Source organism: Aureimonas phyllosphaerae (assembly GCF_047943035.1).
Taxonomy (GTDB): Bacteria; Pseudomonadota; Alphaproteobacteria; order Rhizobiales; family Rhizobiaceae; genus Aureimonas; species Aureimonas phyllosphaerae.
In genome coordinates this window covers 4,288,499-4,304,488 of record NZ_CP181348.1, presented here as the reverse complement: position 1 = coordinate 4,304,488, position 15,990 = coordinate 4,288,499, and the positions used below count along the sequence as shown (strand labels likewise).

General features: G+C 69.6%; 19 protein-coding genes. 8 read left to right on the top strand and 11 right to left on the bottom strand.

Going from position 1 to position 15,990, the window contains the following annotated elements; genetic code table 11:
* Positions 1-47: 47 nt before the first annotated feature.
* Positions 48-605, top strand: coding sequence for a GNAT family N-acetyltransferase (locus ACLNGM_RS20650; RefSeq protein WP_416356396.1), 558 nt, complete (start codon positions 48-50; stop codon positions 603-605).
* 85 nt (positions 606-690) lie between these two features.
* On the opposite strand, the gene ACLNGM_RS20645 is transcribed toward ACLNGM_RS20650, so the two are convergent.
* The 3 genes from ACLNGM_RS20645 to acnA form a co-directional block, all read right to left on the bottom strand.
* On the bottom strand, positions 691-1,071 hold the full coding sequence (locus tag ACLNGM_RS20645) for a DUF2794 domain-containing protein (protein WP_090961559.1): 381 nt from the start codon (positions 1,069-1,071) through the stop codon (positions 691-693).
* A 129-nt stretch (positions 1,072-1,200) separates the two neighbouring features.
* Positions 1,201-1,983: a DUF1223 domain-containing protein gene (locus ACLNGM_RS20640; RefSeq protein WP_090961557.1), complete on the bottom strand. Its 783-nt coding sequence runs from the start codon at positions 1,981-1,983 to the stop codon at positions 1,201-1,203.
* A gap of 175 nt (positions 1,984-2,158) precedes the next feature.
* Positions 2,159-4,912: an aconitate hydratase AcnA gene (acnA, locus tag ACLNGM_RS20635; protein ID WP_416356395.1), complete on the bottom strand. Its 2,754-nt coding sequence runs from the start codon at positions 4,910-4,912 to the stop codon at positions 2,159-2,161.
* Between the two features lie 383 nt (positions 4,913-5,295).
* On the opposite strand from acnA, the gene ccmA reads away from it, so the two are divergent.
* From ccmA to ACLNGM_RS20605, 6 genes are read left to right on the top strand one after another with little or no spacing between them, the layout of a single operon-like run.
* Positions 5,296-5,964 carry a heme ABC exporter ATP-binding protein CcmA gene (ccmA, locus tag ACLNGM_RS20630; protein ID WP_416358508.1) on the top strand — a complete coding sequence of 223 codons (669 nt, stop codon included), beginning with the start codon at positions 5,296-5,298 and terminating at the stop codon, positions 5,962-5,964.
* Complete coding sequence (gene ccmB, locus ACLNGM_RS20625; RefSeq protein ID WP_416356394.1) at positions 5,964-6,623, top strand: heme exporter protein CcmB; 660 nt, start codon at positions 5,964-5,966, stop codon at positions 6,621-6,623. Before ccmA ends, ccmB begins: the two co-directional genes overlap by 1 nt.
* 11 nt (positions 6,624-6,634) lie before the next feature.
* Entirely contained in the window at positions 6,635-7,063 is a 429-nt protein-coding gene (locus tag ACLNGM_RS20620) for a GNAT family N-acetyltransferase (protein ID WP_416356393.1), read from the top strand.
* Positions 7,064-7,104: 41 nt separating this feature from the next.
* Positions 7,105-7,857: a heme ABC transporter permease gene (locus tag ACLNGM_RS20615; protein WP_416356392.1), complete on the top strand. Its 753-nt coding sequence runs from the start codon at positions 7,105-7,107 to the stop codon at positions 7,855-7,857.
* 5 nt (positions 7,858-7,862) lie between these two features.
* Complete coding sequence (gene ccmD, locus ACLNGM_RS20610; RefSeq protein WP_416358507.1) at positions 7,863-8,018, top strand: heme exporter protein CcmD; 156 nt, start codon at positions 7,863-7,865, stop codon at positions 8,016-8,018.
* A complete protein-coding gene (locus ACLNGM_RS20605; RefSeq protein ID WP_416356391.1) occupies positions 8,015-8,608 on the top strand; it encodes a DsbE family thiol:disulfide interchange protein in 594 nt (197 codons plus the stop codon). Before ccmD ends, ACLNGM_RS20605 begins: the two co-directional genes overlap by 4 nt.
* A gap of 120 nt (positions 8,609-8,728) precedes the next feature.
* Here the strand turns inward: ACLNGM_RS20605 and ACLNGM_RS20600 are convergent, their stop codons facing one another.
* Positions 8,729-8,854, bottom strand: coding sequence for a hypothetical protein (locus ACLNGM_RS20600; RefSeq protein WP_416356390.1), 126 nt, complete (start codon positions 8,852-8,854; stop codon positions 8,729-8,731).
* On the bottom strand, positions 8,851-10,065 hold the full coding sequence (locus ACLNGM_RS20595) for an MFS transporter (protein ID WP_416356389.1): 1,215 nt from the start codon (positions 10,063-10,065) through the stop codon (positions 8,851-8,853). Before ACLNGM_RS20595 ends, ACLNGM_RS20600 begins: the two co-directional genes overlap by 4 nt.
* Before the next feature lie 100 nt (positions 10,066-10,165).
* Here ACLNGM_RS20595 and ACLNGM_RS20590 point away from each other — a divergent pair, with 100 nt between their 5' ends.
* Entirely contained in the window at positions 10,166-10,744 is a 579-nt protein-coding gene (locus ACLNGM_RS20590; protein WP_416356388.1) for an NUDIX domain-containing protein, read from the top strand.
* Here ACLNGM_RS20590 and ACLNGM_RS20585 read toward each other — a convergent pair.
* The 6 genes from ACLNGM_RS20585 to mtaB form a co-directional block, all read right to left on the bottom strand.
* Entirely contained in the window at positions 10,741-11,334 is a 594-nt protein-coding gene (locus ACLNGM_RS20585) for an IMPACT family protein (protein WP_416356387.1), read from the bottom strand. The genes ACLNGM_RS20590 and ACLNGM_RS20585 overlap by 4 nt on opposite strands.
* A 34-nt stretch (positions 11,335-11,368) precedes the next feature.
* The gene (locus ACLNGM_RS20580; protein WP_416356386.1) at positions 11,369-12,232 is read right to left on the bottom strand and encodes a tellurite resistance TerB family protein; all 864 of its coding nucleotides are present in this window, start codon (positions 12,230-12,232) and stop codon (positions 11,369-11,371) included.
* 93 nt (positions 12,233-12,325) lie between these two features.
* Positions 12,326-12,979, bottom strand: a complete 654-nt coding sequence (locus ACLNGM_RS20575; protein ID WP_090961526.1) for a septation protein A — start codon at positions 12,977-12,979, stop codon at positions 12,326-12,328.
* Between the two features lie 52 nt (positions 12,980-13,031).
* The gene (gene ftsY / locus ACLNGM_RS20570) at positions 13,032-14,309 is read right to left on the bottom strand and encodes a signal recognition particle-docking protein FtsY (protein WP_416358506.1); all 1,278 of its coding nucleotides are present in this window, start codon (positions 14,307-14,309) and stop codon (positions 13,032-13,034) included.
* 104 nt (positions 14,310-14,413) lie between these two features.
* Entirely contained in the window at positions 14,414-14,695 is a 282-nt protein-coding gene (locus ACLNGM_RS20565) for a hypothetical protein (RefSeq protein ID WP_090961525.1), read from the bottom strand.
* 23 nt (positions 14,696-14,718) lie between these two features.
* Positions 14,719-15,951 (bottom strand): tRNA (N(6)-L-threonylcarbamoyladenosine(37)-C(2))-methylthiotransferase MtaB, encoded by a 1,233-nt coding sequence (mtaB, locus tag ACLNGM_RS20560; protein ID WP_416358505.1) that lies wholly within the window; start codon positions 15,949-15,951, stop codon positions 14,719-14,721.
* Positions 15,952-15,990 lie beyond the last annotated feature (39 nt).

The following is a 15,990-nucleotide window of genomic DNA, read 5'->3' as shown; positions in this document are numbered from 1 at the left end:
GCGGCGCGCCTAGAGTGACGGCCACCGAATCCTCGAATGCAGACATCATGAGCGCCTCCACGATCCGCAACGCCGCCCCGTCCGATATTCCAGCCATTACCCGCATCTACGAGGAGGCCGTGCTCCACGGTACCGCGACCTACGAACTCGTGCCGCCGGACGAGACCGAGATGGCCACGCGGATGGCCAACACGCTGCGCCAGGACTATCCGTACTTCGTCGCCTGCGACCAGGACGGCACGGTGATCGGCTACGCCTATGCCGGCCCGTTCCGCGCCCGGCCGGCCTATCGCTGGACGGTCGAGGACTCGATCTACCTTGCGCCGGAGGCCAAGGGGCGGGGCGTCGGCACGGCACTGCTGCGTCGCCTGCTCGACGCCTGCCAGGACAAGGGCTTTCGACAGATGATCGCGGTGATCGGCGGCGCCGACAACCAGCCCTCGATCAAGGTGCACGCCAAGCTCGGCTTCACCCATATCGGCATCTTCGAGGGGTCGGGCTTCAAGTTCGGCCGCTGGATCGACACCGTCTTCATGCAGTTCGCGCTGAACGGCGGCAAGGACACGCTGCCGGACGAGACGGTCTATCCCGGCACGCTGACGTGAGCGCAACGCCCGTCGTCTTCGACGGCGGGCGTGCACTCGACAGGATGGCAAAGGGAGGTGCCCCGCAAAGCTGCGGGGTCAAGGCTCACTCCTCGATCAACTTGAGGCTCTTGTCGAAGACGCGCAGGACCAGATCCAGTTCGTGGCCGCGCTTCATCACGAGACCGCTGGCGGCGGTGACGCTGAAGGCGCCTTGGCGGCGTGCGAGCTTCGGGTTCTTTTCGATCCGGAACAGGGGCATCTCGGACGCGCGGCGGAAGATCGAGAACACGGCGCGGTCCTTCAGGGTGTCGATCGCGTAGTCCCGCCACTCGCCCGCCGCCACCATGCGCCCGTAGACCCGGAGGATCTGGCCGAGTTCGTGTCGGTCGAAGGACACGATCTCCGGCGCGGGCGAGGACCGGACCGTCGCGAGATCGATCAGGGTGGCGGAAGGCTGCGGCTGCGAATCGGTCAAATCGTCCATTCCCCATGTCCGGGCCGCCGAAACGGGCCGGCGGTGTCGTCAGGCCCGTCGACACTGCACGAGCCTGCGACATCATCCTGTCATGGAAATGGAGTCCGGCCCAGCCGGTTGCAACGACAGCGGCGCCCGTCAGAACTCGAGCGCGGCCGCGGCGATGATCGGACCCGGCTTGTTGTCGGCGCCGACGGCCTGGAGGAGGGCGGCCAGCCCCGTCCGCTCGCCGTCGTTTTCGGTCAGGAGGCCGAGCGGCATCTCGACCTCGATCGCGTCGCGATCCACTGAGCCGAGCACGCGCCAGTCGCGCACCGGATGGTGGTCGACACGCCGTGTGCCGCCGTTGCCCTCGTCCGGCATCGTCGTCTCGACGCGCTCGGCATAGGTAACGAGAACGAGGATCGGCGCGGGCCGCGCCGGATCGGCCCCGGGCGCGCGCGCCTCGATGCGCAAGGTGTCGCCCTGCGTGCGCATAACGACCTCGCCGCCGAGCTTGGCGCAGCCGAAGGGCGCGTCCTTCAGCGCCTTGGCGAGTGCCGCCTCGTCGCCGCCGTCGACCGCCTTCTGGCCGTTGACGACGACCTGGGGCGTCACGAGCGCGCCGAGCTTCAGGCGCTTGGCGTAGGACTTCTGGCGATCGGTGTTGCGCCGGTCGGCCAGTTGGTCCTTCGGTCCGGCATAGTCCCAGTAGTCGACATGGTAGGCGAGGACGACGAGGTCGGGCGCGGCTCCGAGGCGCGCGGCAGCGGCGCCGACGGGCGGGCAATCGCCGCAGTTCTGGCTGGTGAAGAGTTCGAGGACGCCGCGGACATCGCGGCTGGAGGCGCTGCGCTCCTGCGCCGATGCCGGGCCGACAGCCGACACGCCGAGTGCTGCGAGACAGGCTACCCCGAGGGCGGGCGATCGGCGGAATGCCATGGTCCGAGCTCCGTCACGCTTCCATCGCACCTAGATGGACCGGACCGGGGCCGGACAGAAGCGCCGATCGATCGCGGCGCGTTCAATTGGGGGTGAACCTCTGGTTGATGCGAAGACGCCGCCGCCCTTTCGGGCAGCGGCGTCGAAGATCGCTAGGGCCGGAAGGCCGTTCGGATCAGGCGGCGAGCTGGCGCAGCACGTAGTGCAGGATGCCGCCGTTCTTGAAGTACTCGAGCTCGTCCAGCGTATCGATGCGGCAGAGCAGCGGAACGGTCAGCACCTCGCCGTTGGCGCGGGTGATGGTGGCGTTCATGGTCTGGCGCGGGCGAACCTCGGTCAGGCCCTCGATCGTCACCGTCTCGTCGCCGGTGAGGCCGAGCGACTGCCAGCTCGTGCCCTCCTGGAAGACGAAGGGCACGACGCCCATGCCGACGAGGTTCGAGCGGTGGATGCGCTCGAAGCTCTGCGCGATCACGGCGCGCACGCCCAGAAGCACGGTGCCCTTGGCCGCCCAGTCGCGCGAGGAGCCGGTGCCGTATTCCTTGCCGGCGAAGATCACCAGCGGAACCTCGTCCTGCTGATACTTCATCGCCGCGTCGTAGATCGGCAGCTGCTCGCCGGAGGGGAAGTGCTTGGTGATGCCGCCCTCGATGCCCGGCACCATCTGGTTCTTGATGCGGATGTTGGCGAAGGTGCCGCGCATCATGACTTCGTGGTTGCCGCGACGTGCGCCGTAGGAGTTGAAGTCCACCGGGCGCACCTGATGCGAGACGAGGTACTCGCCCGCCGGGCCGTTCTTCTTGATCGAGCCGGCCGGCGAGATGTGGTCGGTCGTGATCGAATCGAGGAAGAGGGCGAGGACGCGGGCGTTCTTGATGTTGGTGACGGCTTCCGGCGTCATCGACATGCCCTCGAAGTAGGGCGGGTTCTGGACGTAGGTCGAGCGGTCGTCCCAGTCGTAGGTGAGACCGCCCGAGACCGCGATCTTCTGCCAGTTCGGGTCGCCTTTGAAGACGTCCGAGTAGCGGCTCTCGAAGAGGTCGCGCGTCACCGTCTTGCGGACGATCTCGGAGACCTCCTGCGTGGTCGGCCAGATGTCCTTGAGGAAGACGTCGTTGCCGTTCTGATCCTGCCCTAGCGGATCCTTGGTGATGTCGACGAACATCGAGCCGGCGATCGCGTAGGCGACGACGAGCGGCGGCGAGGCGAGGTAGTTCGCCCGCACGTCGGGGTTCACGCGGCCTTCGAAGTTGCGGTTGCCCGAGAGCACCGACACGGCCACGAGGTCGTTCTTGTTGATCGCCTCGGAGATCGGCTCGGCGAGCGGGCCGGAATTGCCGATGCAGGTCGTGCAGCCGTAGCCGACGAGGTTGAAGCCGAGCGCGTCGAGGTCCTTCTGGAGGTCGGCCTTCTCGAGATACTCGGTGACGACCTGGGATCCCGGCGCGAGCGAGGTCTTGACCCAAGGCTTGGGCTTCAGCCCGAGGGCGGCCGCCTTGCGGGCGACGAGGCCGGCGGCCACCAGCACGTTCGGGTTCGAGGTGTTGGTGCACGACGTGATCGCGGCGATCACGACGTCGCCGTCGGAGATGCCGTGGGTCGCGCCCTCCACCGGATGACGGACCGTGTCAGGCGTCTGGGCCGGGGGCACAGCGCCCTCGTCCATGAAGCGCGAGTCACCGACCGAGGACGGCAGTTCGCTCTTCTTGCGGCCGCCCTGGAGCTCGGTGAGCGCCGTGCGGAACTTCGACGAGGCCTCGGTCAGCGCGACACGGTCCTGCGGACGCTTCGGGCCGGCGAGCGAGGGGACGACGGAGCCGAGGTCGAGCGACAGGGTGTCGGTGAAGACGGGCTCTTCGGCCGAGGCGTCGAACCACATGCCTTGCGCCTTGGCATAGGCTTCGACGAGGGCGATGCGCTGCTTGTCGCGGCCCGTCGCCTCGAGATAGGCGACCGTGTCCTTGTCGATCGGGAAGAAGCCGCAGGTCGCGCCGTATTCCGGCGCCATGTTGGCGATGGTCGCCTGGTCTTCCAGCGTGAGGTTGGCAAGGCCCGGGCCGAAGAACTCGACGAACTTGCCCACCACGCCCTTCTTGCGCAGCATCTCGGTGACGGTCAGCACGAGGTCGGTCGCCGTGGTGCCCTCGGGCAGCTTGCCGTCGAGGCGGAAGCCGATGACCTCCGGGATCAGCATGGAGATCGGCTGGCCGAGCATGGCGGCCTCGGCCTCGATGCCGCCGACACCCCAGCCGAGAACGGCCAGACCGTTGACCATCGTCGTGTGGCTGTCGGTGCCGACCAGCGTGTCGGGATAGGCGATCGTCTCGCCGTTCTCGTCCTTCGTCCAGACGGTCTGGGCGAGGTACTCGAGATTGACCTGATGGCAGATGCCGGTGCCAGGAGGCACGACGCGGAAGTTCTGGAAGGCGCCCGAGCCCCAGCGCAGGAACGTGTAGCGCTCGCCGTTGCGGTCGTACTCGACGTCGACGTTCTTGGCGAACGAGTCGGGCTGGCCGAAGTAGTCGACCATCACCGAGTGGTCGATCACAAGGTCGACCGGCACCAGCGGGTTGATCTTGTTGGGGTCGGCGCCGAGCGTCTCGGTGGCGTCGCGCATGGCCGCGAGGTCGACCACGGCGGGAACGCCGGTGAAGTCCTGCATCAGGACGCGCGCCGGGCGGTAGGCGATCTCGTGGCCGGCCGAGCCCTTGTCGTCGAGCCACTTGACCATGGCGCGGATGTCGTCGGCCTTGACCGTGCGATCGTCCTCGTTGCGCAGGAGGTTCTCGAGGATGACCTTCAGCGAGTAGGGCAGGCGCGAGGCGCCTTGCAGACCGTTCCGCTCAGCCTCCTTGAGGTCGAAGTAGACATAGGTCTTGCCGCCGACGTCGAGCGTCTTGCGGCTTTTGAAGCTATCGGGGTGGGACATAGAACTCTCGTTCCTTCTCGAACCAAAGAATGTCCGAAAGGCGAACGACCGCCGCACCCCGGGCCGGGCACGATGGAGAATGCGGGTACGACCATTTCCGCCCGTCCGCCTCAGTACCCGCCTGGAGAAGCGGGGCACGGAGATCGGCGCTGATGACTCCACGCCGGTCGCTGGAGTGGTTGGCCGCCCTTATAGGGAAGATTGTAATGGCTATAAAGGGGGCAAATCGCGCGGGCTTCGGCTTTGGGTTAGCGAATTCCATCCTCGCGCCATCCCCGGCCGATCCGGCTTGCCTTCGCGGGGGCGCGCCGTCAGAAACGGGGCTCTGGAATCGCCCGCCCGCCGACGGTGCGGGCCTTGCCGAAGAGGCCGTGCCGCCCGTGATGCAACTGACCCTTTCCGGCCTCGTCGTCGGGCGCGGGCGGCGCGCCCTGACGCCGCCGCTCGACCTACGCCTGCGTGCGGGCGAGGCGCTGGTCGTGACCGGGCCGAACGGGGCGGGCAAGTCGACGCTCCTGCGCACGTTCGCCGGGCTCCTTGCACCGCTTGCCGGTGCAATCGCGATCGAGGGCGCGGTCGCGGGCGACGGGGAGGCGGCACGCCGACCGATCGAGGCGAGCCACTATCTCGGCCACCGCAACGCCATGAAGCCGGGGCGCACGGTCGGGGCGGAGCTCGCGTTCTGGCGCGCGTTCCTCGGCCGGCCGGCGTTCAGTCCGAACGAGGCTCTTGCCGCCGTCGGGCTGGAAGGGGCCGGCGCGCTCGCGGTCGGCGCGCTGTCGGCCGGCCAGCAGCGGCGTGCGGCCCTCGCCCGGCTCCTCGTCAGCGACCGGCCGCTCTGGCTCCTCGACGAGCCGACCACCGCGCTCGACAGCGCCTCGCAGGACCGTATCGCGTCGCTGTGCCGGGATCGGCTGGCGAGCGGGGGCATCGTCGTCGCGGCGACGCACCAGCCGCTCGATCTCGGGCCGTCGCGCACGCTGGCGCTGGAGCCCGTGTCGCCGGCCGAGCGCTTCGTGCCCGAGGCCGGCGGCTGGGACGAGATCGGCTGATGCGCGCGCTGTTCCTTCGCGATCTCGCGCTGCAACTGTCCGGCTCGGGCGGAGGCCTCGTCGGCGTCGTGTTCTTCCTCGCGGTGGTCGCGACCATCCCCTTCGGCGTCGGGCCGGACCTGGCGCTCCTGTCGCGGATCGGGCCGGCGATCCTGTGGATCGGAGCGCTCCTGTCGACGCTCCTCACCCTCGACCGCCTGTTCCAGGCCGACCGCGACGACGGCGGCCTCGACCTGATCCTCACCGGACCCGTCGCGCCGCCGCTCGCCGTCCTGTCGAAATGCGCCGCGCTCTGGGTCGCCGCCTGCCTGCCGCTGGTGCTGGCGAGCCCGCTCCTCGGCCTGTTCCTGGCGCTGGAGCCGCGCGCGCTCCTTGCCACCGCCGCGACGCTTCTGGCCGGCACGCCGGCGCTCGTCCTGATCGGCGCGGTCGGGGCTGGGGTCGCAGCCTCACTCCCGCGCGGCGGCGTCCTCGTTTCGGTGCTGGTGCTGCCGCTCGCCGTGCCCGTCCTGATTTTCGGGGTGGCCGCGACCTACGGCGCGGTCAACGACCCCGCGCCCTTCCGCTCGCCCTTCCTGATCCTCTGCGCGCTGACGCTGCTCTACGGGGTCCTCGGGCCGCTGGCGGCGGCTGCGGCGCTCAAGCTGTCCTCCGACTGAGCCGCCATCCGATGACCTACGAGCTTCTTGCGCAAACCCCGTCCGTCGCCGACTTCCGGCGCCTGCGCGAGGTCGCGGGACTGAGCACCAAGACGCAAGAAGCCGCCGAACGGGGCTTGAAGGGAACGCTGTTCGCCGTCGTCATCCTCAGCGAAGGGCGCACGGTCGCCATGGGCCGCGTGATCGGCGACGGCGGCTGCCACTACCAGATCGTCGACATGGCGGTGGAGCCCGAGCATCAGGGGCGCGGCCTCGGCAAGCGCATCTTCGCGGCGCTGATGGACTGGCTCCACGAAAACGCCCCGAAAAGCGCCTATGTCAGCCTGATCGCCGACGGCGACGCCCGCCACCTCTATGCGAAATACGGTTTCGAGCCGGTGATGCCGGCCTCGATCGGCATGGCCCAGTGGATCGGAGGCCGTCCGGCGAAGGGAACCTGACGTTTGCGGACGCGCCGGACACGCACTAAAGCTTGGAACCCATGAGCGACCTCGCCGCCCGTCCTTCCCGCTTCGCTGTCCTGGCGAACCCGACCCGGTTCCTGGAATTGTCCGGGCGCCTGCAGCCATGGCTCTACGCGATCGCGCTGGCATGTCTCGCGGTCGGCCTCGGCATGGGCCTGACCGCTCCCGAGGACTACCAGCAGGGGACCACGGTGCGGATCCTCTTCGTCCACGTGCCCTTTGCCTGGCTGTCGATGATGGTGTGGACGGTGATGAGCGTCTCGGCGCTCGGGCTCCTCGTCTGGCGCCATCCGATCGCGGAGGTCTCGATCCGCGCCGCCGCCCCGATCGGTGCGGTGTTCACCTTCCTCTGCCTCTTCACCGGCTCGGTCTGGGGCCGCCCGATGTGGGGGACGTGGTGGGTGTGGGACGCCCGCCTGACCTCGGTCTTCGTCCTGTTCCTGATGTATCTCGGCCTGATCGCGCTGACGCGGGCCTTCGAGGAGCCGCAGCGCGCGGGGCGCATGGCCTCCGTCTTCGTGCTGGTCGGCTTCGTGATCATTCCCATCATCAAGTTCTCGGTGGACTGGTGGAACACCCTCCACCAGCCTGCCAGCGTCCTGCGCATGGACGGGCCGACGATGGACGCTGCCTATCTCTGGCCGCTCCTTCTCTCGGCGATCGGCTTCTCCTTCCTGTTCTTCGCCCTCCACCTTACCGCCATGCGAACCGAAATCCGTCGCCGTCGCCTCTTCAGCCTTCAGCGCCGCCGGGCGCTCGGGAGCGCGTGACCGCGATGGCCGGCAGCTACTTCGCCTTCGTCGCGGCCGCCTACGGGATGGCCGCCGTCGCGCTCGGGGGTCTCGGGCTCTGGGTCTATCTCGACGCGCGCTCCGTGCGCCGGCGACTTGCCGAGCTCGACGCCGCATCCGGCCGGGGGCGGGCGCGATGAGCGAGACAGCCAAGCGCCCCCACCGTCGCCCGCTTCTCGTGATGCTGCCGGTCGTCCTCTTCGCGGGGCTCGCGGGCGTCTTCCTGTACCAACTCCTGTCGGGGCACGACCCGCAGGTGCTGCCCTCAGCCCTGATCGGCAAGCCAGCGCCCGAGACCCGCCTCCCGCCGTTGGATGGCCTCACCACCGCCTCCGGCGCCCCGGTGCCAGGGCTCGATCTCGTGCCGGGCGACGGCCGCGTTCGGTTGGTCAACGTCTTTGCGTCGTGGTGCGTGCCCTGCCGGCAGGAGCATCCGGCGCTGATGGCGCTGTCGCAGGACCCGCGCTTCGAGGTCGTCGCCATCAACTACAAGGACAAGCCGGAAAACGCGCTCGCCTTCCTGCGCGATCTCGGCAACCCGTTCGACGCGCTCGGCACCGACGAGGCCGGGCGCTCGACGATCGACTGGGGCGTCTATGGCGTGCCGGAGACGTTCCTGGTCGGGCCGGACGGCACGATCCTCTGGAAGCAGACGGGACCGCTGACGCCGCAAAGCGTCGAGGGTGGGCTCCTGCCGGCCCTGGCGAAGATCGCACCGGCCAAAGGTTAGGAGCGCTGTCCGACCGGCTCGAACGGTTGCCATCGTCCGGCGGACGCCTGCCGCGCGGCGGGGCGACTTCGCTTTGATTCCCCCCCCCCGGGCCGACCATCCGACCCCGGCGGAAGCGGTTCAAAGACAGAAGCCGAAGGCCATCCCGGTCCAGAGGCCGAGCCCTTCGGCGTGCCACAGCGCATAGCCGATCGCCGACAGGCCCGCGAGGAGGGCGAAGGCCATCCATTCCACGGCGCGGCTCATGCGGCGGCCACGGCGTTCGAGCGGATCGGCGCGTCGCGGATCGGCAGGTTCGCCAGTCCGGCGATCACGGCCAGCGCGATCGAGACCGTCCAGGCGAGATCGTAGCTGCCCGTGCGCTCGAACAGCAGGCCCGCTGCCCAGGCTCCGAAGAACGCGCCGATCTGGTGGCTCATGAAGACGATGCCGAACAGCGTCGACAGGTAGCGGACGCCGAAAATCTGGCCGACGAGCCCGCTCGTCAGCGGCACCGTGCCGAGCCACAGGAAGCCCATGGCGCAGGCGAAGACCGTGGCCGAGAGCGGCGTGAAGGGAACGGCGAGGAAGCCGATGATGACCACCGCCCGCCCGAAGTAGATCGCGGCGAGAACGTTCTTCTTGCGCAAGCGGTCGGCCGAGAGGCCGAAGACGTAGGAGCCGAAGATGTTGAACAGGCCGACCAGCGCCAGCGCCCGTGCGCCGACGCTCGGATCGAGGCCCTGATCGACGAGAAAGGCCGGCAGGTGCGTCGCGATGAAGGCGACATGGAAGCCACAGACGAAGAAGCCGACGTTAAGGAGCCAGTAGCCGCCGTGGCCGCCGGCCTGCCGCAGGGCTTCGCCGAGCCGCTGCGGCGGCAGCGAGGCGGCGGAGGGCGCCGTCGCAGGCCGGCCGGCAATCCCTGCCGCCAGCACCACCATCAGCGCCGCCAGCGCTGCGCCGGCCAGAAGCGCACCGCGCCAGCCGAGCCCGGCGATCGCCATCTGCATGGCGGGCACGAGCAGGAACTGGCCGACGGAGCCGCCGGCGGTCACGATGCCGAAGGCGAGCCCGCGCTTTTCGGCCGGCACGAAGCGCCCGACGGCGCCGAGCACCACGACGAAGGTGACGCCGGTCATCGCAAGGCCGAGGAGGGTGCCGAGCGTCATCTGCAGGCCGAAGGCGCCCGAGACCTGTGAGGCGAGGACGAGGCTCACTGCGTAGACGAGGCCGCCCGCGGCTGCGACGCGGCCCGCGCCGTGGCGATCGGCGATCGCGCCGACAAAGGGCTGGGCGAGGCCGAGAAGGAGGTTCTGCAGCGCGATGGCCAGACCGAACGCCTCGCGCCCGACGCCGATCTCGAGCTCCACGGGCCGCAGGAGCAGGCCGTAGCTCTGCCGCAGGCCCATGGCGATGGTGACGATTACCGCTCCGCAGAGGAGGGCGATCCAGGGGGAGCGGGCGACGGTCGTCATGGCACCTGTCCTCGAAGCGGTAAGGCCGGCTTCGGATCGGGTCTAGCGCAAAGCGACCGTCGCTGCCAGCGGACCCGTCGCCGATGCCGGCGCGCGCCATATGTCAGCGCTGATGACGCCCGATCCCGCCTTTTCCGTTCGCGTGCCCGAAGGGGACGCCATGCCGCGCAAGGTCTGCGACCATTGCGGCTTCGTCGCCTACGAGAACCCCAAGATCGTGGTGGGGTCGGTGGTGCGCTCGGAGGGGCGCATCCTCCTCTGCCGGCGCGCGATCGAGCCGCGGCGCGGCTACTGGACGATTCCCGCCGGCTACATGGAGCTGAACGAGACGCCGGAGGCGGGCGCGATGCGCGAGGCGCGCGAGGAGGCGGGCGCGAGCATCGCCATCGAGCGGCTGCTCGCGATCTATTCGGTGCCGCGGATCAGCCAGGTGCAGCTGATCTTTCGCGCCGAGCTCTCCGACCCGGCGGTGGCGGCCGGTGTCGAGACGCTGGAACTGCGGTTCTTCGCCTGGGACGAGATTCCGTGGGCTGACCTTGCGTTTCCCTCGGTGCACTGGGCGCTGAACCACGAGCGCGCGGCGGAAGGCGGCGCGCCGCCCGTTCCCTTCGGCAATCCGGAGGGCGCGGCCGGCGACCGCATGCCGGACGGTCGCCCGCTTCCGGTCGGCGACTTCTAGGCCGGCTCCTCCCGGCGCACGACCAGCCGGCCGCTCGTCAGGTCGCTCAGCGTTCGCAGGAGCGTATCCGCGACGTCCGCGGGAAGGCGGATCCGCAGCCGTGCGCCGGTGTCGGTGAACGCCTGGTCCTCGACCGCCGCGCCCTCGCGCGCAGCGATGCGCGACTGGACGAGGGCGAGATCGCAGAACTGGCACTCGATCTCGAGCACGACGGTGGGAACCAGCGGCACGATCTCGGCCGCGCGCAGACAGGCGGCGGCGGTGCCGCCATAGGCGCGGATCAGCCCGCCGGCCCCGAGCAGGACGCCGCCGAACCAGCGCGTGACGACCACCAGCACCCGGTCGAGTTCGCGCCCGTCGATCGCTTGGAGGATCGGCTTGCCGGCAGTGCCGCCAGGCTCCCCGTCGTCGCTGAAACGATAGACCGCACCGATGCGCCAGGCCCAGCAATTGTGGTTGGCCTGCTGATCGCTCCATTCGGCGAGAAGCCGCCGGGCGTCCGCTTCCGTCTCGATCGGCGCGGCGCGCGCCCGAAAGCGGCTCTTGCGGATCTCCTGCGAGACCTCTTCGGATCGATGGAGGGCGAACATGGGCGGCAGGCTTGGCGTCCGCCGCCCCGTTTCGTCAAGCCTGCACTTCGTCGGCCGCCCGGCGGATCTCGGCGACGAGATCGGGCGCGAGGTCGAGGCGGGCGGCGAGATAGTCGAGATAGGCGCGCTCGGCCGGATGGTCGGCGTCGATCGCCAGCACCGAGGCGGTATAGACCTCGATCGCGGTCTCGCGGTCGCGTACCTCGGCGGCGATCTGGTCGATCGACAGCGGCCGGCGCATCTCGTCCATCAGGAGACCCTTCTCCTCGGGGTCGAGATCGACATCGTCGATCCGGCCGAAGATCGCCTCCTCCTCGGCGCGGTCGATGTAGCCGTCGGCCTTGGCGGCCGCGATCATCGCCGAAAGAAGCAGGCGTGCGCGGCGCTCGGCCTCCGTGTCTTCTGACGGATGGAAGCGCGTGCCGGCAGCGTGCGGGATTTCGCCATGGGGCAGGCGCGCCGCGCCGGCATGGGCGGCGGCGCCGCTGCCGGCCGCCTGCTGCTGCGCCTGATAGTTCTGCCACGCCTTGTAGCCGAGGCCCGCGACGAGTGCGAGGCCGCCGAGCTTGAGCGCCGAGCCGCCGACGCCCCGGCCGTGCTTGCCGCCGAGGATCTTCGAGGCGAGGCCGCCCGCGAGCGCGCCGCCGATCGCCTTGCCCGCGAGGCCGCCGCCCATGCCGCCGGAACCGCCGCGCGAGCCGGACAGGACGCCGCCGATCAGGTCGCCGATGCCGCCGCCTGAGCGCGCGCCGGTGCCGCCGAGGGCGCCGCCGAGCGTCCTGACCAGCGTGTCCTGGATGGAGCCGCCGCCCTGGCCCGGTTGGCGATAGCGGGGATCGGCACTGTAGGCGCGGCCGGTTCCCAGGAACTGATCCAGAAGCTTCTGCGCGTTGACCATTCGTCCACTCCTCGGGTTTCCTTGTCTGGAACCGATGTGGGATGGCCATTGGCCGCTGCAAGCGCGGGCCGGTCGCGATGCCGGCCTTGGCGGTCACGCTTTCTTGTCGAAGAGCGGCTCCAGCGAATGGCGCTTCAGGAGCGGGAACTGGAGCAGCATGAAGGCGACCGTGATCGGCATCGTGCCCCAGACCTTGAAGGCCACCCAGAAGTCGGTCGAGAACATGCGCCAGACCACCTCGTTGAGGATGGCGAGGAACACGAAGAACAGGCCCCAGCGCAGCGTCAGCTTGCGCCAGCCCTCGTCGTCGAGCTTGAAGGCCTGGTCGAAGACGTAGCCCAGCAGCGGCTTGCCGAATGCGAGTCCGCCGAGAAGAACGGCCGCGAACAAGCCGTTCACGATCGTCGGCTTCATCTTGATGAAGACCTCGTCCTGCAGCCAGAGCGTCAGCGTGCCGAAGACGACGACCACGAGCCCGGAGACGATCGGCATGATCGGTAGCGAGCGGGTCAGCGCGTAGGAGACGGCGAGCGCCACCACGGTCGCCATCATGAAGAGCGCGGTCGCGACAAAGAGCGGGCCGCCGAGGTTTCCGAGCGCCGGCACTGCCCGGGCGATCGCTTCGCCGCGCGAATTGGCGAAGAAGAAGACGACCAGCGGCCCGAGCTCCAGCGCGAACTTCAGGAGCGGGTTGACCTCCTTGCGGCCCGGCGCGTTGGGCGGCTTCTCGATGATCTCGTCGGACATGGGATCGTTCCTTTCCCGGATGGAGCGGTGTCCCGCGCCATCGCGGCTGATTTCAGGCGGTGCCGGCGCGGCCCGCGATGGCTTCGGCGAAGTCGCGTGCCTTGAAGGGCTCGAGGTCGTCGATGCCCTCGCCGACGCCGACGAAGAACACCGGCAGCTTGTGCTTGGCGGCAATCGCCACGAGGATGCCGCCGCGCGCCGTGCCGTCGAGCTTGGTCATCACGAGGCCGTTGACGCCCGCCACATTGCGGAAGATCTCGACCTGATTGAGCGCGTTCTGGCCAGTGGTCGCGTCCAGCGTCTGCAGCACGGTGTGCGGCGCGTCCGGCTCGCGCTTCTGGAGGACGCGCACGATCTTGGCGAGTTCGTCCATCAGCTCCGCCTTGTTCTGAAGGCGGCCGGCCGTGTCGATGATCAGGACGTCGGAATCGTTGCGCACGGCCTCGTCGTAGGCCTCGAAGGCGAGGCCCGCCGCATCCGCGCCGATCGCCTTGGCGACCACGGTGGAATTGGTGCGCTCGCCCCAGATCTTCAGCTGCTCGACGGCGGCGGCACGGAACGTGTCGCCCGCGGCGAGCGTGACCTTCAGGCCGCCGCGCACCAGCTTGGCCGTCAGCTTGCCGATGGTCGTGGTCTTGCCGGTGCCGTTGACGCCGACGACGAGGATTACGTGCGGCTTGACCGAGAGGTCGAGTTCAAGGGGCCTTGCTACCGGATCCAGCGCCTTCTCCACCTCGTCGGCGAGGATGGCGCGCACGGCGTCGCCCGAGATTTCCTTGCCGAAGCGCCCGTCCGACAGGCGGTCGGTGATGCGCATCGCGGTCTCGACGCCGAGATCGGCCTGGATCAGGACGTCCTCGAACTCCTGCAGCGTCTCCTCGTCGAGGCGCCGCTTGGTGAAGAGCGCCGTGATCTGGCCGGACAGCTGGTTGGAGGAGCGCGCGAGACCCTCGCGCAGTCGCTGGAAGAAGGGCTTTCTCGGCTCGGCCGCGAGAACCGCGTCGGCGCGCGCCTCGCGAAGGCTCCAGCCTTCCCCCTCGGTGCCGACGCGGCCGGGGATCGGCGCACGGGCACTCTCCGGCTCCGGCGGGAGCGGGGCGTCGAGCCAGGCGAACTCGTCATGGTCGGGCTCGCGCTCGCCATCGACCAGCGCCGCGTCGACCGGCGCGTCGTGGACGGCGGCCGCGTCGATGCCGCCGTCATTCGCGACCAGCGCGGCTTCCGCGGGCGGCAGCGCGCTGTCGGGCTCGACCCCGCGCTCGTCGGCCGGCTCGTCCACCGGCGCGTCGAGCCAGGAGAAGTCGCCCTTGGCCTCCTTCTCCGGCGTCAGCGGTTCGTCAAGAAAGGCCGTGTCGTCGCTCGGCGAGTCTTGTGCCGGGACGGCCTCGACCGGCGCGAGCGCGACGGGAGCCGGCGTCGGTGCCGGCTCGGCCTCTAGTTCAGAGTTTTTTTTTCAGCCGGGACGGCCGAGCCGTCGGGGTCCTTCGGTTGGAGCGGGGTGATGCCGCCGCCGGCCGGCTCGTCGGCCGCCGCGCCCGCTTCCGAATCGACGTCCGCCGAGGCCATCGCCGGCTGGTGGATTTCCGGCACGGTGGAATCGGGACGTGCGGCCGTCGTGTCCTGCGCGCGCGGCAAGCCGCCCGATTCCGGGATGCGCTCCTCCTCCTTCGCCCCGAAGGAGAAGATGCGGCGGAAGAAGCCTCGTTGCTCGGCCATGCGATGCGATCCGATCGGTCTGGTCAGGCTGCGGCGCGCGCGGCCGGGAGGGAGGTGGCGAGTAGGCGTTCGCCCGTTTCGCCATGAATGATAGCGTCGACGATCTCGCCGGGGAGGCCGGTGTCGATCTCGGCCAGCGTGAAGTCCTCGGTCCGGCCGAGACCATCGCGCTCCACGAGGACGGCACGACGCTGCCCGACGGCGCGCCCGAGGTGGGCGCGGTAGGCCGCATCGCCGAGCGCTCGCAGGCGGGCGGCGCGCTCCTTGACCACGGGTTTGGGCAGCTGCGGCATGCGCGCGGCCGGCGTTCCCTCGCGCGGGCTGAAGGGAAAGACGTGGAGATGCGTCAGCCCGCAATCGGCGACGAGCCGCAGCGAGTTCTCGAACATCGCCTCGGTCTCGGTGGGAAAGCCGGCGATGATATCGGCGCCGAAGACGATGTCGGGGCGCTTTTGCCGCAGCTCGGCGCAGAAGCGGATGGAGTCGTCGCGCAGGTGGCGGCGCTTCATCCGCTTCAGGATCATGTCGTCGCCGGCCTGCAGCGACAGGTGGAGATGCGGCATTACGCGGCGGTCGCCGCCGATCGCCTCGACCAGAGCCTCGTCGGCCTCGACGCTGTCGATCGACGAGAGGCGCAGGCGCCGGAGGTCCGGCACGTGGCGCAGGATGGACTGGACGAGGGTCCCGAGGCGCGGGGCGCCCGGCAGGTCGGCGCCCCAGCTCGTCATGTCGACGCCCGACAGGACGACCTCCGCGTAGCCGTTGTCGACCAGCCGCTTCACCTGCGTCACCGCCGCGCCCATCGGCACGGAGCGCGAATTGCCCCGGCCGTAAGGGATGATGCAGAAGGTGCAGCGATGGTCGCAGCCGTTCTGCACCTGCACGATCGCACGGGCCCGGCCCTCGATCGCATCCACCATGTGCCCGGCGGTCTCCCGCACGCTCATGATGTCGTTGACGCGGATTTTCTCAGCGGCCGCCACGCCGAAGTCGGGGAGGGCTCGGTAGCTGGCCGCCGACAGCTTCTCCTCGTTGCCGATCACGGCATCGACTTCCGTCATGTCGGCGAAGCGGGCGCTTTCGGTCTGCGCGGCGCAGCCGGTGACGACGATGCGCGCGTCCGGATTGTCGCGGCGCGCGCGCCGCACGGCCTGACGCGCCTGGCGCACAGCCTCGGCCGTGACCGCGCAGGTGTTGACGAGGATCGCCTTGCGCCCGTCGGACCCGAGCCCGGCCTCGCCGGCCTCGCGCTTCATCACCTCCGCCTCGTAGGTGTTGAGGCGACAGCCGAAGGA